At 68.0% G+C, this 17,949-nt stretch carries 15 protein-coding genes; 1 reads left to right on the top strand and 14 read right to left on the bottom strand.

Annotated elements, in window-relative coordinates; all coding sequences use genetic code 11:
• Window positions 1-9 precede the first annotated feature (9 nt).
• Entirely contained in the window at window positions 10-1,200 is a 1,191-nt protein-coding gene (locus GBB76_RS02545; RefSeq protein ID WP_152301839.1) for an amino acid ABC transporter permease, read from the bottom strand.
• Between the two features lie 116 nt (window positions 1,201-1,316).
• Window positions 1,317-2,339, bottom strand: coding sequence for an amino acid ABC transporter substrate-binding protein (locus GBB76_RS02540; RefSeq protein ID WP_202911153.1), 1,023 nt, complete (start codon window positions 2,337-2,339; stop codon window positions 1,317-1,319).
• 286 nt (window positions 2,340-2,625) lie between these two features.
• Between GBB76_RS02540 and metC the strand changes: the two genes are divergently transcribed.
• Complete coding sequence (gene metC / locus GBB76_RS02535; protein ID WP_152301837.1) at window positions 2,626-3,837, top strand: cystathionine beta-lyase; 1,212 nt, start codon at window positions 2,626-2,628, stop codon at window positions 3,835-3,837.
• Here metC and GBB76_RS02530 read toward each other — a convergent pair.
• From GBB76_RS02530 to urtB, 12 genes are all read right to left on the bottom strand, one after another.
• A complete protein-coding gene (locus GBB76_RS02530; protein ID WP_152301836.1) occupies window positions 3,819-5,591 on the bottom strand; it encodes a glycosyl transferase in 1,773 nt (590 codons plus the stop codon). The genes metC and GBB76_RS02530 overlap by 19 nt on opposite strands.
• Before the next feature lie 76 nt (window positions 5,592-5,667).
• Entirely contained in the window at window positions 5,668-7,947 is a 2,280-nt protein-coding gene (locus GBB76_RS02525; protein WP_152301835.1) for an EAL domain-containing protein, read from the bottom strand.
• A gap of 145 nt (window positions 7,948-8,092) precedes the next feature.
• On the bottom strand, window positions 8,093-8,734 hold the full coding sequence (gene ureG / locus GBB76_RS02520) for an urease accessory protein UreG (RefSeq protein ID WP_152301834.1): 642 nt from the start codon (window positions 8,732-8,734) through the stop codon (window positions 8,093-8,095).
• A gap of 16 nt (window positions 8,735-8,750) precedes the next feature.
• Window positions 8,751-9,458 carry an urease accessory protein UreF gene (locus GBB76_RS02515; protein WP_152301833.1) on the bottom strand — a complete coding sequence of 236 codons (708 nt, stop codon included), beginning with the start codon at window positions 9,456-9,458 and terminating at the stop codon, window positions 8,751-8,753.
• Between the two features lie 9 nt (window positions 9,459-9,467).
• Complete coding sequence (locus GBB76_RS02510; RefSeq protein WP_152301832.1) at window positions 9,468-10,241, bottom strand: urease accessory protein UreE; 774 nt, start codon at window positions 10,239-10,241, stop codon at window positions 9,468-9,470.
• A 55-nt stretch (window positions 10,242-10,296) separates the two neighbouring features.
• The gene (gene ureC, locus GBB76_RS02505; protein ID WP_152301831.1) at window positions 10,297-12,009 is read right to left on the bottom strand and encodes an urease subunit alpha; all 1,713 of its coding nucleotides are present in this window, start codon (window positions 12,007-12,009) and stop codon (window positions 10,297-10,299) included.
• A 58-nt stretch (window positions 12,010-12,067) separates the two neighbouring features.
• A complete protein-coding gene (locus GBB76_RS02500; RefSeq protein ID WP_152301830.1) occupies window positions 12,068-12,688 on the bottom strand; it encodes an urease subunit gamma in 621 nt (206 codons plus the stop codon).
• 58 nt (window positions 12,689-12,746) lie between these two features.
• On the bottom strand, window positions 12,747-13,631 hold the full coding sequence (locus GBB76_RS02495; protein WP_152301829.1) for an urease accessory protein UreD: 885 nt from the start codon (window positions 13,629-13,631) through the stop codon (window positions 12,747-12,749).
• Window positions 13,606-14,301, bottom strand: coding sequence for an urea ABC transporter ATP-binding subunit UrtE (gene urtE / locus GBB76_RS02490; protein ID WP_152301828.1), 696 nt, complete (start codon window positions 14,299-14,301; stop codon window positions 13,606-13,608). Before urtE ends, GBB76_RS02495 begins: the two co-directional genes overlap by 26 nt.
• Before the next feature lie 4 nt (window positions 14,302-14,305).
• Complete coding sequence (gene urtD / locus GBB76_RS02485) at window positions 14,306-15,121, bottom strand: urea ABC transporter ATP-binding protein UrtD (protein WP_152301827.1); 816 nt, start codon at window positions 15,119-15,121, stop codon at window positions 14,306-14,308.
• Between the two features lie 11 nt (window positions 15,122-15,132).
• Complete coding sequence (gene urtC, locus GBB76_RS02480; RefSeq protein ID WP_152301826.1) at window positions 15,133-16,290, bottom strand: urea ABC transporter permease subunit UrtC; 1,158 nt, start codon at window positions 16,288-16,290, stop codon at window positions 15,133-15,135.
• The gene (gene urtB, locus GBB76_RS02475) at window positions 16,287-17,906 is read right to left on the bottom strand and encodes an urea ABC transporter permease subunit UrtB (protein WP_152301825.1); all 1,620 of its coding nucleotides are present in this window, start codon (window positions 17,904-17,906) and stop codon (window positions 16,287-16,289) included. The genes urtC and urtB overlap by 4 nt, the downstream gene beginning before the upstream one ends.
• Window positions 17,907-17,949 lie beyond the last annotated feature (43 nt).

The raw sequence follows: 17,949 nt of genomic DNA, 5'->3' as shown, positions 1-17,949 counted from the left end.
GCCACGCCCTCACCGTTCCACCAGCGCGACGCGCTTGTTGTACGAGTTCATGATCACCGAGGTAATGATCGACAGCACGAGATAGACGCCCATGGTGATGGCGATGATCTCGATCGCCTGGCCGGTCTGGTTCAGCGTCGTGCCGGCGAACACCGCGACGAGATCGGGATAGCCGATGCCGACCGCGAGCGACGAGTTCTTGGTGAGGTTGAGATACTGGCTGGTGAGCGGGGGAATGATCACCCGCATCGCCTGGGGGATGATGACGAGGCGCAGCGTCTGGCCGTTGCGCAGGCCGAGCGAATGCGCCGCCTCGGTCTGTCCGTGGCTCACCGCCTGGATGCCGGAGCGCACATTCTCCGCGATGAAGGCCGCAGTATAGGTGGCGAGCGCGACCGTCAGCGCGACGAATTCGGGAATGACCCGGATGCCGCCGACGAAGTTGAACCCCTTGAGCTCGGGCCGCTCGAAGGTGATCGGGAAGCCGGTGATGATCATCGCGATCATCGGCAGGCCGATGAGCAGGGAGAGATTGACCCACAGCACCGGCAGCCGCCGGCCGGTCTCCTCCTGGCGCGCCGCGGCCCAGTGGCCGAACAGGATGGCGCAGATCAGGGCGAGACCCATGGCCCACAGCACGAGGCCTGTTCCTTCGCCGAACAGCGGGCGCGGAATGATGATGCCGCGATTGGAAATGAACACCTCGTCGAGCAGGTTGATGCTCTGGCGCGGGTTCGGCATCGCGCTCAGCACGGCGAGATACCAGAACAGGATCTGGAACAGCGGCGGCAGGTTGCGCAGCACCTCGACATAGATGGTCGAGATGAGCCGGACGACGAAGTTCTTGGAGAGCCGGCCGATGCCGACAAGGAAGCCGATGACGGTGGCGAGGATGATGCCGACCACGGCGACCAGAATGGTGTTGAGCAGGCCGACGACGAAGGCGCGGCCATAGGTCGAGGTTTCGCTGTAGGGGATCAGCGTCTGGTTGATGCCAAAGCCGGCGGTGTTGTCGAGAAAGCCGAAGCCGGTGGCGATCTTCTGCGCCGCAAGATTTTCGCGCGCATTGTCGGCGAACATCCAGCCGAGCACCACGACCACGATCAGGGCGATGATCTGCAGCCCTATGCTGCGCACTTTGGGATCGTTGATGAATGAACTCTTTGCACGCGCCGGGGCGTGCTCAACAAGGTCCGTCATAGTCCCCCTCGCCCCTTTTCGAGGCCCATTGCCTTGCCGGGGTCCGAACGTGCCGTCGGCTTCACCCGGAAAAGAACGAGGCTCCCGACACATGCCGGGAGCCTCGAATGCGTGGATCAGCGGATCGGCGGGGCGTATTGCAGGCCGCCCTTGTTCCACAGCGCGTTGACGCCGCGGGCGAGCTTCAGCGGGGTGTCGGGGCCGACATTGCGGTCGTACATCTCGCCGTAATTGCCAATCTGCTTGATGATGAAGAAGGCCCAGTCATTGCCGATGCCCATGCCCTCGCCATACTTGCCCTCGGTGCCCAGCAGGCGCTTGATCTCGGGGTTGGCGGTGGACTTGAGCTGCTCGTCGACATTCTTGGAGGTGACGCCAAGCTCTTCGGCGTTCAGCTGCGCGTTCAGCACCCACTTCACGATGTCGAACCACTGGTCGTCGCCATGGGCGACCACCGGGCCGAGCGGCTCCTTCGAGATGATCTCGGGCAGAACGATGTGGTCGTCCGGGTTGGTCAGCTTGAGACGCTCGCCGGCGAGGCCCGAACGGTCGGTGGTGAGCACGTCGCAGCGGCCCGCGTCGTAGGCCTTGACCACTTCGTCGTTGGTGGCGAAGGCGATGACCTCATAGGTCATGTTGTTGGCGCGGAAGAAGTCGGCGAGGTTCTGCTCGGTGGTGGTGCCGGTCTGGGTGCAGACCGAGGCGCCCGACAGCTCCATGGCCGAATTGACCTTCTTGTCCTTGCGGATCAGGAAGCCCTGGCCGTCGTAATAGGTCACGCCGGTGAAGTTCAGGCCCAGCGAGGTGTCGCGGGTGATCGTCCAGGTGGTGTTGCGCGACAGAATGTCGATGTCGCCGGACTGCAGGGCGGTGAAGCGGTCCTTGGCGGAAAGCGGGGTGAACTTGACCTTGGTGGCATCGCCGAACACCGCAGCAGCGACGGCACGGCAGAAGTCCACGTCGAGGCCCGTCCAGTTGCCCTTGTCGTCAGGATTGGAGAAGCCCGGGAGACCCTGGCTGACGCCGCACTGGATGAAGCCCTTGGCCTTCACCTGCTCGAGCTTGGTCGCGGCCTGCGCGCCGAAGGCGCACAGACCGAAGGCACCCGCGAGGGCGAAGGTGGAGAGGAGGCGTTTCATGTTGGCTGCCTTCTTCATTCGGTTTTGAGCTGACGTGTCCGCCGCGAGGCATGCGGTCGGCACGGGCGATGTGAAAAGCAATTCGCATGCCGTAAGGGGCGTGAGGGAGCGGAACATTCCTACTTCCTTCGTCAGACGCGACCCGAGGATCGACCGCCGGCCACCACCGCAACAACAGACGCAGGGTCATCAGAACCCCCTATTCCGGTCCGGTCAAGCGCTTGACGGCAGGCGGGCGCTGCTTTCCCAATGGCGCCGCTTCGGACCCAGCTAGCAGGCAGCAGGAATGGCAGATCAACCAGAAGGCGAAGCCTCCCCTCATCTCTCGATTGAAACCGAACTCGTTCTCGCGGGCCGCGATCCGCAGCGGTTTGACGGTTTTGTGAACGTCCCGATCGTGCGCGGATCGACCGTGCTGTCGCCCACCGTGGCCGATCTGGAGGGCCATACGGGCCGCTACAGCTATGGCCGGCGGGGCAACCCGACCGTGGAGGGGCTGGAGACCGCGCTGACCCGGATCGAGGGCGGCGCCGGAGTCGTGCTCACGCCGTCGGGGCTCTCGGCCGTCAGCGTCGCGCTGCTGTCGGTGCTGGAAGCCGGCGACCACCTGCTGATGGTCGACAGCGCCTATCAGCCGACACGGCGCGTCTGCGACGAGGTGCTGCGGCGGGCCGGTGTCGAGACGACCTATTACGACCCGCTGGTCGGCGCCGACATCGCCGCGCTGATCCGCCCGAATACCCGCGCGATCTATATGGAGACGCCCGGTTCGCAGTCTTTCGAGATGCAGGACGTGCCTGCCATTGTGGCGGCGGCGGCCGAGCGCGGGCTGGTCACGCTGATCGACAACACCTGGGCGACGCCGCTGTTCTTCCGGCCGCACGATTTCGGCGTCGACATCTCGATCCAGGCTGGCACCAAGTACATCAGCGGCCATTCCGACCTGAATCTCGGCACCATCTCGGCCAATGCGCGCACCTACCGCCGGCTCAGGCTCACCCATGGCGACCTTGGCATCACCGTGGCACCGGAGGACGCTTTCCTCGGCGCGCGCGGGCTGCGCACCCTGGCGGTGCGTCTGGCCCGCCACCAGGAATCGGCACTGACGGTGGCGCGCTGGCTGTCGCAGCGCCCGGAAGTGCTTCGGGTGCTGCATCCGGCACTGCCGGAGCATCCCGGCCATGCCATCTGGCAGCGCGACTTCAAGGGTGCGTCCGGCCTGTTCAGCTTCATCCTGCAACCCGCCCCGAAGGCCGCCGTGGATGCGTTCCTCGACAGCCTCGACCTGTTCGGACTCGGCTATAGCTGGGGCGGATTCGAGAGCCTCGCCATCCCGTTCGACTGCAGCGACTACCGCAGCGCCACAAGCTGGGAGCCGGGCGGCCCGGCCGTCCGGCTGAATATCGGGCTGGAGGATCCGGCGGACCTCATCGCCGATCTGGAACGCGGGCTGGCGGTGCTCGCCGCGCACAGCGCCGCTCAGGACCCGCTTCTGTAGGCGGTGATGCGCACCTCGCGCAGGTCGCCATAGGCGAGGCCCCGCAGTTCGGTGCCGCGCTGGATGCGCAGGCCGAGCGCCTCCGCCCGGCGGGCGAAGCGCGCCTCATGCCGCCGGTCGACGAAGACGACGCGGCAGCCGCCTTCCTTCAGGAAATCGGCGGCGGCCGCGCCGTCGAGCAGGCGCGGCGGGCGAGGCAGCAGGAAGACGAGGCTCGGCTCGCTATAGCCGGCGGACGCGACCTCGATCTCCCCGCCCCCGGCGGCACAGGGCTCCTGCGCCGCGACCGCGACCATGCGCTGCGAGAGCCAGAAGCTGTCCAGGTTCGGCAGCACGAGCTGCATCACGCCGAAACCCGACACCAGCATGCCGGCGATGGCCAGCAGGGCGGACTTCTCCACCCCATATTCGCGCACCGAGCTGGCCGCCGTCACCAGCGCGAAGAAGCCGAGCAGGAGAAACGGCCAGGCGAGCACGCTGGTGGTGCGGTCGAAGACGGCGAGCCCGAGCAGCGCGGCCACCGCGATGGCCGCGCCGATCACCGGCCAGAGCCAGAGCACGCGCGCCAGCCGCGTATTGCCGAGCGCCATCGCGCCGCGCTCCACGGCAAGGGCGATCAGTATGGCAATGGCCGGCAGGGTCGGGCCCACATAGGCCGGCAACTTGACTGGCCACAGTTCGAAGAGCAGCCATGCCGGCAGGATCCAGGCCAGCAGGAAGCGCACGGCGCCGATACGCCGGGCCTTCCAGATGATCGGAACCGCCAGCGCCGCCAGCGGCGCGCCGGGCCAGAACATCGCCCAGAACAGCAGCAGATAGGAGCCCGGCGGGCCGGTGAAGCCGGGATAGTCGGGCAGCACGCGCCCGATCAGGCCACGCGCGAGGGCGGCCTCCTGCGTGTCGACCGCGCCGTAGCGGCGCAGCAGGAACCAGCCCACCGCCACCAGCAGGATCAGCGCCAGTCCGGTATAGGAGCGGGCCCGCCGCAGGAACCGCGCGGAGCGGTCGACCAGCGTGAGCGCGGCCAGCGGCAGGATCACATAAATGGGGGTCATCAGCCCCTTGGCGAAAAGGCCGAAGGCAAGGGCCGCCCAGAAGATGAGCGCCAGCCGCCCGTCGCCGCCGGAATGCGCCGGGTACGCAAGGGCCTCGCCATGACGCTCGGCAAGATACAGCCGCCCCAGCGCCCCGATCATCGCAGCGGTGGCCGCCAGAAGCGACATTTCCGGGATGGCAAGCCGCCCGCCGACGCTGAAGGCGACGCTGCCGGCCAGCAGGCTCGCCGCCAGCATCGCGGCGCGGCGGTGGGTGAAGGCGAGCGCCGCCCAGAAAGTGAGCAGCACGGCGGCAATGGCGCTGGCCAGCGACGGCAGCCGGTACAGCCATATACGGCGATCCGCCGAGGAAATGCCGACCTTCTCGGCCGCCGCGACGACAGCCGCCTGGAGCCAGTGCTGGCCTATCGGGCGGGTGCGCTTGACCTCCCAGCCCAGCCGGGTCTCGCCGAGATGCCCGGTATCGACCATCTGCCGCGAGATTTCCGCGAAACGCGCCTCGTTGCGGTCGACCGGCGGGATGCTGAAGAAGCCGGGCAGCAGCGCAAGTAGGCAAAGCCCGACAAGGAACAGGCTGGCGCGGCGATCAGAACGGCTGCAGGCGTCGAACAGTTCGACGATCCGGCTGGGAATCCGCGGACCGCCCTTCGAATAGAGCGGCGCGTTGCGTCCGCTCCGGCCCGCACTCACTGACTTCATCTGGTGCTATCCCTCCGAGCCGGCGAACCATACCAGAGGAACGCCTCCTCGGTGCAGCCACCTGCGCGGCGGCGGGTCAGATCGCGAGGTCGATGGTCGGCCCCTCGCCCATCACCCCGGCGGGATCCCAGCCGCGCATGAGGCCGGGAATGCGCGAGGCCGGCAGCGCCTTGGAGTACAGGAAGCCCTGCGCGAAATCGCAGCCATTGGCGCGCAGATAGGCGGCCTGCGCCGCCGTCTCGACGCCTTCCGCCACCGTCTCGATGCCGAGGCTCTGCCCCAGATGGATGACGGCACGCACGATCGCGGCGTCGTCGACGTCGTGCTCGATGTCGTGAACGAAGGAGCGGTCGATCTTGATGCGGTCCACAGGAAACTGCTTGAGGTGCGACAGCGAGGCATAGCCGGTGCCGAAATCGTCGAGCGCGATGCGCACGCCGGCATTGTTCAGCGTCTGCAGGCTTTGCCGCACGACGTCGGTTCCCCGGCCGAGGAAGACGGTTTCCGTCACCTCGATGGTCAGGCGGCCGTGTTCCAGCCGCGCCTTGTCGAGCGCCGCGAGCACCCGCTCGGGCAGCCCGCCCCGCGCGAATTCGGAAGAGGTGACGTTGATGGCGACATGCCCGAAGTCGCAGCCCTGGGCCACCCAGTTGGCCATGTCGCGGGTCGTCGCCTCCAGAAGGCGCTCGCCGACGACGATGGCGAGGTCCGCATCGTCGAATATCTGACCGAAATCCTGCGGGCCGAGCAAACCCCGACGCGGATGGCGCCAGCGCATGAGCGCCTCGTAGCCGACGATGGAGCCGGTGCGCAGCGACACTTTCGGCTGGTAGTAGGGCTGGAACTCCCCGTTGCGCAGCGCCAGACGCACGCGGGCATAGAGCTGGATGCGCTTCTCGGTCGCCTGCTGCATACGGGTGTCGTACTCGACCGCGATTCCCCGCCCGCCACCCTTGGCCCGGTAGAGCGCGATGTCGGCGTTCTTGAGCAGCGTCGAGGGGTCGGTGCCGTGCTCCGGCGAGACGGCGATGCCGATGCTGCCGCGGCAGGAAAGCGCCGAGCGGCGATAGTTGAAGGGCAGGCTGAGCGCCGACAGCACGTGCTGCGCGGCAACGGTCGCATCGGTCGGGCTGTCCATGCGCGTCAGCAGCACGATGAACTCGTCGCCACCGAGCCGCGCCACCATGTCGGCGTCGCCAATGCAGTTGCTGAGCCGGCGGCCGGCCTCGACCAGCAGCGCGTCGCCGGCATCGTGGCCGAGCGTGTCGTTGACGTCCTTGAACTGGTCGAGATCCACCAACAGCACGCCGACTTGGCGCTGCGAGCGGCGCGAACGGCGCAGCGCCGCCTCCAGCCGCTCGCGCATCAGGCCGCGATTGGGCAGCCCGGTGAGCGCGTCATGGTTGGCCATGTGCCACATGCGCTGCTCGGCTTCCTTCTGCTCGGTCACGTCCTGCAGGATGCCGAAGGCGCGCACCACGACGTCGCCATCTGTCTCCACCTGGCAGGACTTGCGCACCAGCCGGTGATTGCCATGCGCGTCGACGAAGGGCAGTTCGATCTCGAAGGGCTCGCGCAGACGTAGCGCCGCGCTGAATTTCTTCTGCCAGTGCAGCCGAGCTTCCGGCGGGAAATGGGAAAGCGCGCGCTCCGTGTCAGGCTCGAAGCCGGGCGTCAGCCCGTAGATGCGGTAGATGCCGTCCGACCAGTTCAGGCGCTCGGTCGCGACGTCGAATTCCCAGCCACCGACCCTGGCCAGCCGCTCGGTCTGGGCCAGCAGGCTCTGGCGGCGCCAGAGCTCGCGGCTCTGCATCTCGAGCAGACTCTGGCTGATCCGCCGGTGGTCCAGGTCGCGCTTGGTGCGCCGCGTCGCCTCGTGCAGGCGGAACTGGTCGACGATGATCCGCGCCAGATGCCCGACCAGCTCGATCTCGGCCGATGTCGGCGTGCGCGGCTCGGGGCCCCAGAGACAGAGCGTGCCGATGTTCAAGCCGGAGCGAAGCGCCAGCGGCACACCGACATAGAAGCGGATGCGCGGCTCGCCGGTGACGTAGATGTTGTCGACGAAACGAGCATCCTTGGACGCGTCCGGCACGACCAGCGTGTCGGATGACAGGATGGTCCATGTGCTGAAGGAGTGCTCGCGCGAGGTGCCTTCCCAGTCGACTCCTGCCGCTGCCTTGAACCACTGGCGTTCACGATCGACCAGAGCGACCGCCGCGCTGGGAATGTCGAGCATTTCCCGCGCCAGAACGCACACACCTTCCAGCGCAGCGGAGCGGCCGGTGCCGAGAATCTCCAGCGAGTGGAGCTCGGCGAGCCGCTCGGCCTCGTTCTCGGGTAGCGGATAGGCCATCGGACACCTGGTGGGTCGGCAGGCAAGTCGGAACCGGGAGCACGTCGATGCACCGCCGGCGCCCGGCGGCACTGTCGGCTTCGTTCGCGAGCCGGACAAGCAATATACGAGCCTATAGACAATCGCGTGTCTAGGCGACCCGCCCTTAGGTCAAATGCCCTACCGGGGTGCCGACGAGGCCGCCGGCCTCCTCGATGAAGCGCGCCACCTCGGCAACGCCGTCGCCGGCGCGCACATTGGCGAAGACGAAGGGGCGCCGCCCCCTCATGCGCCGCGAGTCGCGGTCCATCACTTCGAGGGAGGCACCGACCATCGGGGCAAGGTCCACCTTGTTGATGACCAGAAGGTCCGAGCGGGTGATGCCCGGCCCGCCCTTGCGCGGGATCTTCTCGCCGGCGGAGACGTCGATGACGTAGATGGTGAGGTCCGCCAGTTCCGGGGAGAAGGTCGCGGCGAGGTTGTCGCCGCCGGATTCGATGAGGATCAGGTCCAGCGCCGGAAAGCGCCCGCGCATCTCGGCGATGGCGGCGAGATTGGCCGAGGCATCCTCGCGGATCGCGGTGTGCGGGCAGCCGCCCGTCTCCACGCCCATGATGCGCTCGGCCGGCAGCGCGCCGGCGCGGGTGAGGATCTCTGCATCCTCCTTGGTGTAGATGTCGTTGGTGATGGCCGCGAGGTCGTAGCGTTCGCGGAAGCTCCGGCACAGCGCCTCCATCAGCGCCGTCTTGCCGGAGCCGACCGGCCCACCGATACCGACCCGAAGCGGGCCGCTGCTGTCGCCTGCCATGGAATTCCCCTCGCCTTCAGCTTCGGAATAGCCGCGTGTACTGCGTCTCGTGACGCATCGACGCGATGTCGGACTTGAGCGCCGCGCCGCCCAGATCGTCGAGCGGCACTTGCGCCGCCAGCGGCGCGACCTCGCGGACGGTCAGCGTCGCCGCCGCCAGCGCCCGGTTGCCGTCGGTCTGGCCGAGCGGCACGAGGCGGACGGCGGCGGAGATGAGGTTGGCCGCCACCGCATTGAGGAAGGCCGCCAGCGTCGCCGCCAGCGGCAGGCCGTGCGCCGCCGCAGCCACGCCGACGGCGGCCGGGTAGGCGACGCGCCCGTCCCACAGCGCGGCGACCCGTTCCAGCGCCGGTGCCGGCCAGGAAACCCGGGTCGCGGCGAGGAAGGCGTCGCCCTGGTTGAGCGTTTCCATCTGCCGTTCGCGCGAGGGCGCGAAGGCGGCGGAAAGTTCCAGAACCTCGACGAGTCTGGCCTCGTCCGCCTCGCCCACCGCGCGCCAGGCATGAGCGAGGAGCGCCGCATCGGCGAAGGGGCCGCCATGGCGCAGCAGATCGTCGACCCAGCGCGTCAGCGAGGCGAGGTCGCGGATATCCTGCTGCTCCACCGCCCATTCGAGTCCGTGCGAATAGGCGAAGGCGCCGACCGGATAGGCCGGCGAGAGCCAGACGAACAACGGCAGCAGATCGGGCGAGGCGCCCACGGGCACGGCAGCCGCCTCGCTCATGGCGCCGGCCTAGTGCCCGTGCCGATGGCCGTGGCCATGATGTTCGTGATCGTGATGGTCGTGGTCTTCATGCTTGTGGCCGTGCTCATGGCCGTGATCGTGGCCGCAGCCGCACGCCGCGCCGTGCTCGTCAGCATGCGCGTGTTCGTGGGCGTGATCATGCACATGCAGCACGTCCCGCGACGGCTTCTCGCCGGCCTTGGGTTCGTGCGCGTGCTCGTGACCGTGATGCTCGTGCTCATGATGGTCGTGATCATGGTGATCGTGGCCGCAGCCGCAGGCCTCGCCATGCTCATGATGCGCGTGGTCATGATCGGCATGGCCATGATGGGCGTGGCCGTGCGCCTCGGCGCCCTCATAGGCGCCACCCTCCGGCTCGAAGGCCGCGTCCACGACCTCGACGCTGGCCCCGAGGCCGCGCGCCATCTCCTCCAGCACGCTGTCGCGGGCGATGCGGATGCGGTCGGCGAGCAGTTCGGCCGGCACGTGGCGATTGCCGAGGTGCCAGGCGAGCCGGGCGAGATGGTGCGGATCGCGGGCGACGATCTCGGCCACCGGCTCCTCGGCGGCGACGACCGCGACGGTGCGCCCATCCTCCAGCGCCAGCCCGTCGCCGTCCTTCAAGCGCGTGGCCTCGGCGAGGTCGAGCAGGAAGGCGACGTCGCCCTCGCCACGCATGGCGATGCGGCGGCGGTAGCGGCCGTCATGGGGCAGAACAACGCGGTCGGCGGCGATGGCGACATCCCAGCTTCCGGCGGGAAGAATGGTGCGGGCGCGGATCATGCTCGTCTCCTTCAGATCGGCGCGGCCGGCAGACGCGCGGTCGCGGCACCGATCCTTAGAACAGGAAGTAGCGCTGCGCCATGGGCAGCTCGGTGGCGGGCGCGCAGGTCAGCAACTCGCCATCCGCCCGCACCTCATAGGTTTCCGGGTCGATCTCGAGTTGCGGGGTCGCGCTGTTGTGAATCATCGACGCCTTGCCGATGCCGCCGCGCACATTCTCCACCGCCACCGTGCGCTTCTCCAGCCCCAGCTTCGCGGCGACGTTGAGGTCGATCGCCGCCTGCGAGACGAAGGTGAGGCAGGTCGCCGTGCGCGCCTTGCCGAAGGCACCGAACATCGGCCGGTAATGCACCGGCTGCGGGGTCGGGATGGAGGCGTTCGGATCGCCCATCACCGCCGCGACGATGGTGCCGCCCTTGATCACCATGTCCGGTTTGGTACCGAAGAAGGCCGGCGACCAGACCACGAGGTCGGCCAGCTTGCCGTTCTCCACCGAACCGATATGGCGCGAGACGCCGTGCGCGATGGCGGGGTTGATGGTGTATTTGGCGATGTAGCGCTTGGCGCGGGCATTGTCGTTGCGCTCGCTATCGCCCGGCAGCAGGCCGCGCTGAAGCTTCATCTTGTGCGCGGTCTGCCAGGTGCGGGTGATCACCTCGCCGAGCCGGCCCATGGCCTGGCTGTCCGAACTCATCATCGAGATGGCGCCGAGATCGTGCAGGATGTCCTCCGCCGCGATGGTCTCCTTGCGGATGCGGCTCTCGGCGAAGGCGAGGTCCTCGGCGATCAGCGGGTCGAGATGGTGGCAGACCATGAGCATGTCGAGATGCTCGTCGAGCGTGTTCACCGTGAAGGGGCGCGTCGGGTTGGTCGAGGAGGGCAGCACGTTGGGCAGGCCCACCACCTTCATGATGTCCGGCGCGTGGCCACCGCCCGCGCCCTCGGTGTGGAAGGCGTGGATGGTGCGGCCCTTGAAGGCGGCGACGGTGTCCTCGACGAAGCCGCTCTCGTTGAGCGTGTCGGTATGGATCATCACCTGGATGTCGTACTCGTCCGCCACCGCGAGGCAGTTGTCGATCGCCGCCGGCGTCGTGCCCCAGTCCTCGTGAAGCTTCAGCGCGCAGGCGCCGGCCTCGATCTGCTCGACCAGCGGGCCGGGCAGCGAGGCGTTGCCCTTGCCGGACAGTGCGAGGTTGACCGGGAAGCTGTCGAAGGCGCGCAGCATCATCTCGATGTGCCACGGGCCGGGCGTGCAGGTGGTTGCGTTGGTGCCCGCGGCCGGCCCCGTGCCGCCGCCCAGCATCGTCGTCACGCCGCTCATCAGCGCGTGCTCGATCTGCTGCGGGCAGATGAAATGGATGTGGCTGTCGAAGCCGCCCGCCGTGATGATCTTGCCCTCGCCGGCGATCACCTCGGTGGAAGCGCCGATGATGATGTCGACGCCCGGCTGGATGTCCGGGTTGCCGGCCTTGCCGATACCGTGGATGCGCCCGTCGCGGATGCCGATATCGGCTTTGACGATGCCCCAGTGGTCGAGGATCAGCGCGTTGGTGATGACGGTATCGACCGCCCCTTCCGCGCGCATGATCTGCGACTGGCCCATGCCGTCGCGGATGGTCTTGCCGCCGCCGAACTTCACCTCCTCGCCATAGACGGTGAAGTCCTTCTCCACCTCGATGATGAGCGCGGTATCGGCGAGACGCACGCGGTCGCCGGTGGTGGGGCCGAACATCTCGGCATACATGGCGCGGGAAATCTTGATCGACATGGGGCAATCCGTTCCGGACATTCGGTCAGGCGAAAAGGCGGTGCGAAGGGGCGGGTAGCTACAGCTTGCCCATCACGTCCTGGCGGAAGCCGTAGACCTCCCGCTTGCCGGCGAGCGCCACCAGCTTCACCTCGCGGCTCTGGCCGGGCTCGAAGCGCACGGCGGTACCGGAGGGAATGGCGAGGCGCATGCCGCGCGCCTTGTCCCGCTCGAAGGCGAGCGCCGGGTTGGTCTCGAAGAAATGGTAGTGGCTGCCAACCTGGATCGGCCGGTCGCCGGTATTGGCGACGGTGAGCGAGATGAACTCGCGACCCACCAGAAGCTCGATCTCGCCTTCCTCGAACATGATCTCGCCGGGCGCGCCGACATGATGGCCGCCGGAGATGGGTTCGTGCACGGTGACGAGCTTGGTGCCATCCGGGAAGGTCGCCTCGACCTGGATCTCGACAATCATCTCGGGCACGCCGGGCAGGACCTGATCGGCGGTGAGCACGGTGGTTCCGAGCGTCATCAGCTCGGCCACCGTCCGGCCGTCGCGCGCGCCTTCGACCACCACGTCGGTGATCAGCGCCACCGCCTCGGGATAGTTGAGCTTCACGCCGCGCTCCAGGCGGCGGCGGGCCACAATGGCGGCCATGGCGACGAGGAGCTTGTCCTTCTCGCGCGGGCTCAGGTTCATCGGTACATCTCCGGCTCTGCAAGGGCGGCGGTCGTGTGAAAGGCGAACGATACGTGCATCAGGAGTGCCAGATGCGCGGAACCTCGGCGACGCCGAGCGTACCCAGCGTGCGGGCGATGGCGCGCTCCAGCGGGGCGCCATCGCGGGCAAGCAGGCGCACCGAGAGCATGCCGTCCCACGCGCTGGCCCCGGCGTCGAGCCCGTCCGGCAATCCGTCCGGCGCGTCCTCGGACAGGCCGAGCGCCGCGCGCACGGCCTCCAGCCGCGCCTCGGCGTCGGGCGCCACCAGCAACAGCGTCGCGAAGGCGGCCCAGCCGCCGGCGGTGGCGCGGCGATCCAGCGTCGATGCGATGTCGCCGTCGAGATGGAGGCCGTCGGCATAGATCAGCCGGCCGCCGCGGCGGATGCGCCAGCGGTCGCGCAGCAGGCCGTGCGAGAGGCGTTCGCCGTGTGCGGTGCGGCCGAGTATGACCGGCTCGACCAGCAGCAGCCGCGCCTGCGGGGCGATGTTCGCGGCGATGGAGCGTTCGAGCCGTGCGCCGTCGAACACGATGGTCGCCTGCGGCATCCAGTCGATCGACGCGCCGTCCTCGACGGACAGTTCGACCGCGACGCGCGAGAGCGCGCCGTCCGAGCGATAGACCTTCTCGGCCGCCTGCGTCGTGACCACAAGTTGGGCACCGCGCCCGGCATGAAGGCAGGTTTGCGCGGCATCGCCGCCGGCGAGCCCGCCGCCGGTGTTGATCATCACCGCTTCCAGCGAACGGCCACGCCGGCCCGAGAGCGGAAAACGCACGCGGGCGAAACCGGACTCCTCGATGCGCCCGCGCACCGTGCGTCCGTCCAGCCCCAACGCCTCGACCGAAACCCGCCCCTGCCCGCGCCGCTCGACCGGGATCGAGGCGGCGACGGTGCCGTCAGACGGCAATTCGGTTGCGTACATCCGGGTCCTCGAGGGCCGCGCCGTCGCCGGACATGACGACCGCGCCGCGCTCCATCACGATGAAATGGTCCGCCAGTTCCTTGGCGAAGTCGAAATACTGCTCGACCAGCACGATGGCGATGTCGCCCTTGGAGCGCAAGTAGCGGATGGCGTTGCCGATATCCTTGATGATGGAAGGCTGGATGCCCTCGGTCGGCTCGTCCAGCACCAGCACCTTCGGCCGCATCACCAGCGCGCGGCCGATGGCGAGCTGCTGCTGCTGGCCGCCGGACAGGTCGCCGCCGCGCCGGCGCAGCATCGAATCGAGCACCGGGAACAGCGAGAACACGTCGTCGGGTATGTTGCGGTCGGCGCGCTTCAGCGGCGCGAAACCGGTCTGGAGGTTCTCGGCGACGGTGAGCAGCGGAAAGATCTCGCGGCCCTGCGGCACGAAGGCGATGCCGCGCCGGGCGCGCTCGGAAGGCGCCATCGTGGTGATGTCGTCGCCGTTGAACTGGATGCGGCCCTTGGCGACCGGCGCCTGGCCGACAATGGCGCGCATCAGGCTGGTCTTGCCGACGCCGTTGCGCCCGAGCACGCAGGTGACCTTACCGGGCTCGGCCTTGAGCGAGACCCCGCGCAGCGCCTGCGCCGCGCCGTAGAAGAGGTTGACGTCCTGAACTTCCAGCATGCGCCTAGCGTCCCAGATAGACTTCGATGACGCGCTCATTGGCGCTCACCTGGTCAAGCGTGCCCTCCGCCAGCACCGAGCCCTCGTGCAGGCACATGACACGCACGCCGAGGTCGCGCACGAAGGTCATGTCATGCTCCACGACGACGACGGAATGGCCGTTGGCGTTGATCTCGCGCAGCAGCTCGGCGGTCTGCGCCGTCTCCGCATCCGTCATGCCGGCGACGGGTTCGTCGACCAGCAGCAGCTTGGGATCCTGCGCCAGCAGCATGCCGATCTCGAGCCACTGCTTCTGGCCGTGCGAGAGCGCGCCGCCGAGGCGGTCGCGGTGCTCGGTCAGCCGGATGGTCTCGAAGATCTCGTCGATGAGGTCGCGCTCGGCCCCCGACTCGCGGCGGAAGATGTTGGGCAGCGCGCGGCGCTGGCCCTTGAGCGCGAGGCGCAGATTGTCGATCACCGTATGGCTCTCGAACACGGTCGGCTTCTGGAACTTGCGGCCGATGCCGAGGGTGGCGATCTGCGTCTCGTCGAGCTTGGTGAGATCCGTGGTGCCGCCATTGAAGAAGACGTCGCCGCGGTCGGGGCGGGTCTTGCCGGTGATGACGTCCATCATCGTCGTCTTGCCGGCGCCATTCGGTCCGATGACGGCCCGCATCTCGCCGGGATCGACGGTGAAGGACAGGGCGTTCAGCGCCCGGAAGCCGTCGAAGGTGACGGTCACGGCGTCGAGATAGAGCAGCGCCTCGGTCAGTCGCGTATTGGCGGGCGCGCCCTCCTCCGCGACGGGAGTCTCCGGCGCCAGCGTTTCGGTGTCGCTCATGGTCCGCTCCCCTACTCTGCCGGCTTCGGTTCGGCGAGGGCCTCGCCGCCAGGTATGTCGTCACCCTCGCTGCGCCGCGCCCTCCACTCGTAGAAGGTGCCGACGATGCCCTTGGGCAGGAACAGCGTCACCGCGACGAACAGGCCGCCCAGCATGAACAGCCAGTAGGGCGCCAGCAGGCCGGAGGTGAAGTAGGTCTTGGCGTAGTTCACCAGCACCGCGCCGAGCGCCGCGCCGACCAGCGTGCCGCGTCCGCCGACCGCCACCCAGACGATGATCTCGATGGAGTTGGCGGGCGAGAACTCGGACGGGTTGATGATGCCGACCTGCGGCACGTAGAGCGCGCCGGCAATGCCGGCCAGCATGGCCGAGACGACGAAGGCGACCAGCTTGTAGTTCTCGGCCCGGTAGCCGGTGAAGCGCACCCGGGTCTCCGCGTCGCGGATCGCCACCAGCACCTTGCCGAAATGCGAGCGCACGAGGAAGCGGCACAGCACATAACCGAGCCCCAGCGCCGCCGCCGAAAGCACGAACAGCACGAGGCGGGTGCCGTCGGCCTGGATGTTGAAGCCCAGTATGTCCTTGAAGTCGGTCAGGCCGTTATTGCCGCCGAAGCCCATGTCGTTGCGGAAGAAGGCCAGTAGCAGCGCGAAGGTCATCGCCTGGGTGATGATCGACAGGTAGACGCCGGTGACGCGCGAGCGGAAGGCGAACCAGCCGAACACCAAAGCGAGGATGCCCGGCGCCAGCAGCACCATGAGCGCGGCGAAGGGGAACCAGTCGAAGCCGTACCAGAACCAGGGCAGTTCCTTCCAGTTCAGGAACACCATGAAGTCCGGCAGCACCGGGTCGCCATAGACGCCGCGCGTGCCGATTTGGCGCATGAGGTACATGCCCATCGCGTAGCCACCGAGCGCGAAGAAGGCGCCCTGGCCGAGCGAGAGGATGCCGACATAGCCCCAGATCATGTCGACCGAGAGGGCCAGCAGCGCGTAGGTGAGGTATTTGCCGAGCAGCGAGACCACATAGGTCGGCACATGCACCGCCGAATCCGGAGACACGGCGAGGTTGAGGACGGGCACCAGCACGGCGACGGCGACGAGAACGCCGAGGAAGACGAGGCCGCTAATGCCCAGCAAAGCGGGTTGACGGGTCTGGGTCATGCTCATGCTTCGATCGACCTCCCCTTGAGGGCAAAGAGGCCGCGGGGGCGTTTCTGGATGAAGAGGATGACGATCACCAGCAGCGCGATCTTGCCGAGCACGGCGCCGGCATAGGGTTCGAGCAGCTTGTTGGCGACGCCGAGCGACATGGCGCCGACCAGCGTGCCCCACAGATTGCCCACGCCGCCGAACACCACGACGAGGAAGCTGTCGATGATGTAGCTCTGGCCGAGGTTCGGGGAGACGTTGTCGATCTGGCTGAGCGCCACGCCGGCTATGCCGGCGATGCCCGAGCCGAGGCCGAAGGTGGCGGCGTCGACCCAGTTGGTGCGGATGCCCATGGAGGCGGCCATGCGCCGGTTCTGCGTCACGGCGCGCATTTCGAGGCCGATGCGGGTGAGCCGCAGCGTCGCCAGCAGCGCCACGAAGACGAGAATGGCGAAGATGATGATCCAGAGACGGCCATAGGTGATGGAGAGCTGGCCGATCTCGAAGCTGCCCGACATCCAGCTCGGCGCGCCCACCTCGCGGTTGGTCGGGCCGAAGATGGTGCGGATGGCCTGCTGGAGGATCAGCGAGATGCCCCAGGTGGCGAGCAGCGTTTCCAGCGCCCGTCCGTAGAGGAAGCGGATCACCGTGCGCTCGATGATCACGCCGATGAGGGCGGTGAACACGAAGGCGAGCGGGATGGCAATGATCAGCGACAGGTCGAACAGCCCGGGATTGTAGGTGCGGATCAGTTCCTGCACGACGAAGGTCGTGTAGGCGCCGAGCATCACCATCTCGCCATGCGCCATGTTGATGACGCCCATCACGCCGAAGGTGATGGCGAGGCCAATGGCGGCCAGCAGCAGGACCGAGCCCAGCGACAGGCCGTACCAGACATTCTGCGCCATGCTCCACATGGCGAGGTTGCGCTCGATGGCGTCGATGGCGGCGGCCGCCGCCTGCTTCACCTCCGGCGCCGCGCTATCCGGCACGCTGCGCAGGATGGCAAGCGCTTCCTGGTTGCCTTCGGCGGCGACGAGATCGACGGCGGCGATGCGTTCGGCGGGGCTGATGCCTTCCTTGCCGATGAGGATCGAGGCGCGCGCCAGCGTCATCGCCGACTTGACCTTCGGGTCGGCCTCCTTGGCGAGGGCGATATCGAGCGCCGGCAGCGCCGCCTCGTCGCGGGAACGACCGACCGCCACCGCCGCCTCCAGCCGCTTGGCCGGGTCGGGGCTCACCAGCGAGAGGGCGCCGTCGGCAGCCTCGATGGCGCGGCGGATGCGGTTGTTGACGCGCACCGGCTTCACGGCCGGCGGATCGGCCACCGGCTGGAGCGTCACGGGATCGAGCAGGCCGGCGTCGCCCCGGATGTAGACCTGGCGGGGAGAGGCGCTGAAGACGAGCTTGCCGTCCGCGAGGGCGGCGACCACGCCGGCGGCAGCGGGGCTTCCGCTGAGCGCGAGGGCGGAAAGGGCGGCTTCGGTGTCGCCGTAATTGTCATTGGCGAGCTGGGCCAGCGGCGCGCTGATGTCCTGGGCCGAGGCGCGCTCCGCGCCGAGGACGGCGCAGCAGGCGACAAGGGCGACGAGGAACCCGCGGGCGAGGCGGAGAAGTCGGACGCTGAATGTCATCATCTTCCGTCGATATGGCGCTGCGGAATGAGCCGGAGGGCTT

This window comes from Ancylobacter sp. TS-1 (assembly GCF_009223885.1).
In the GTDB taxonomy this organism is placed as follows: Bacteria; Pseudomonadota; Alphaproteobacteria; order Rhizobiales; family Xanthobacteraceae; genus Ancylobacter.
Note: the sequence above shows the minus strand (reverse complement) of the source record. Positions and strands in the feature narration are given on the sequence as shown.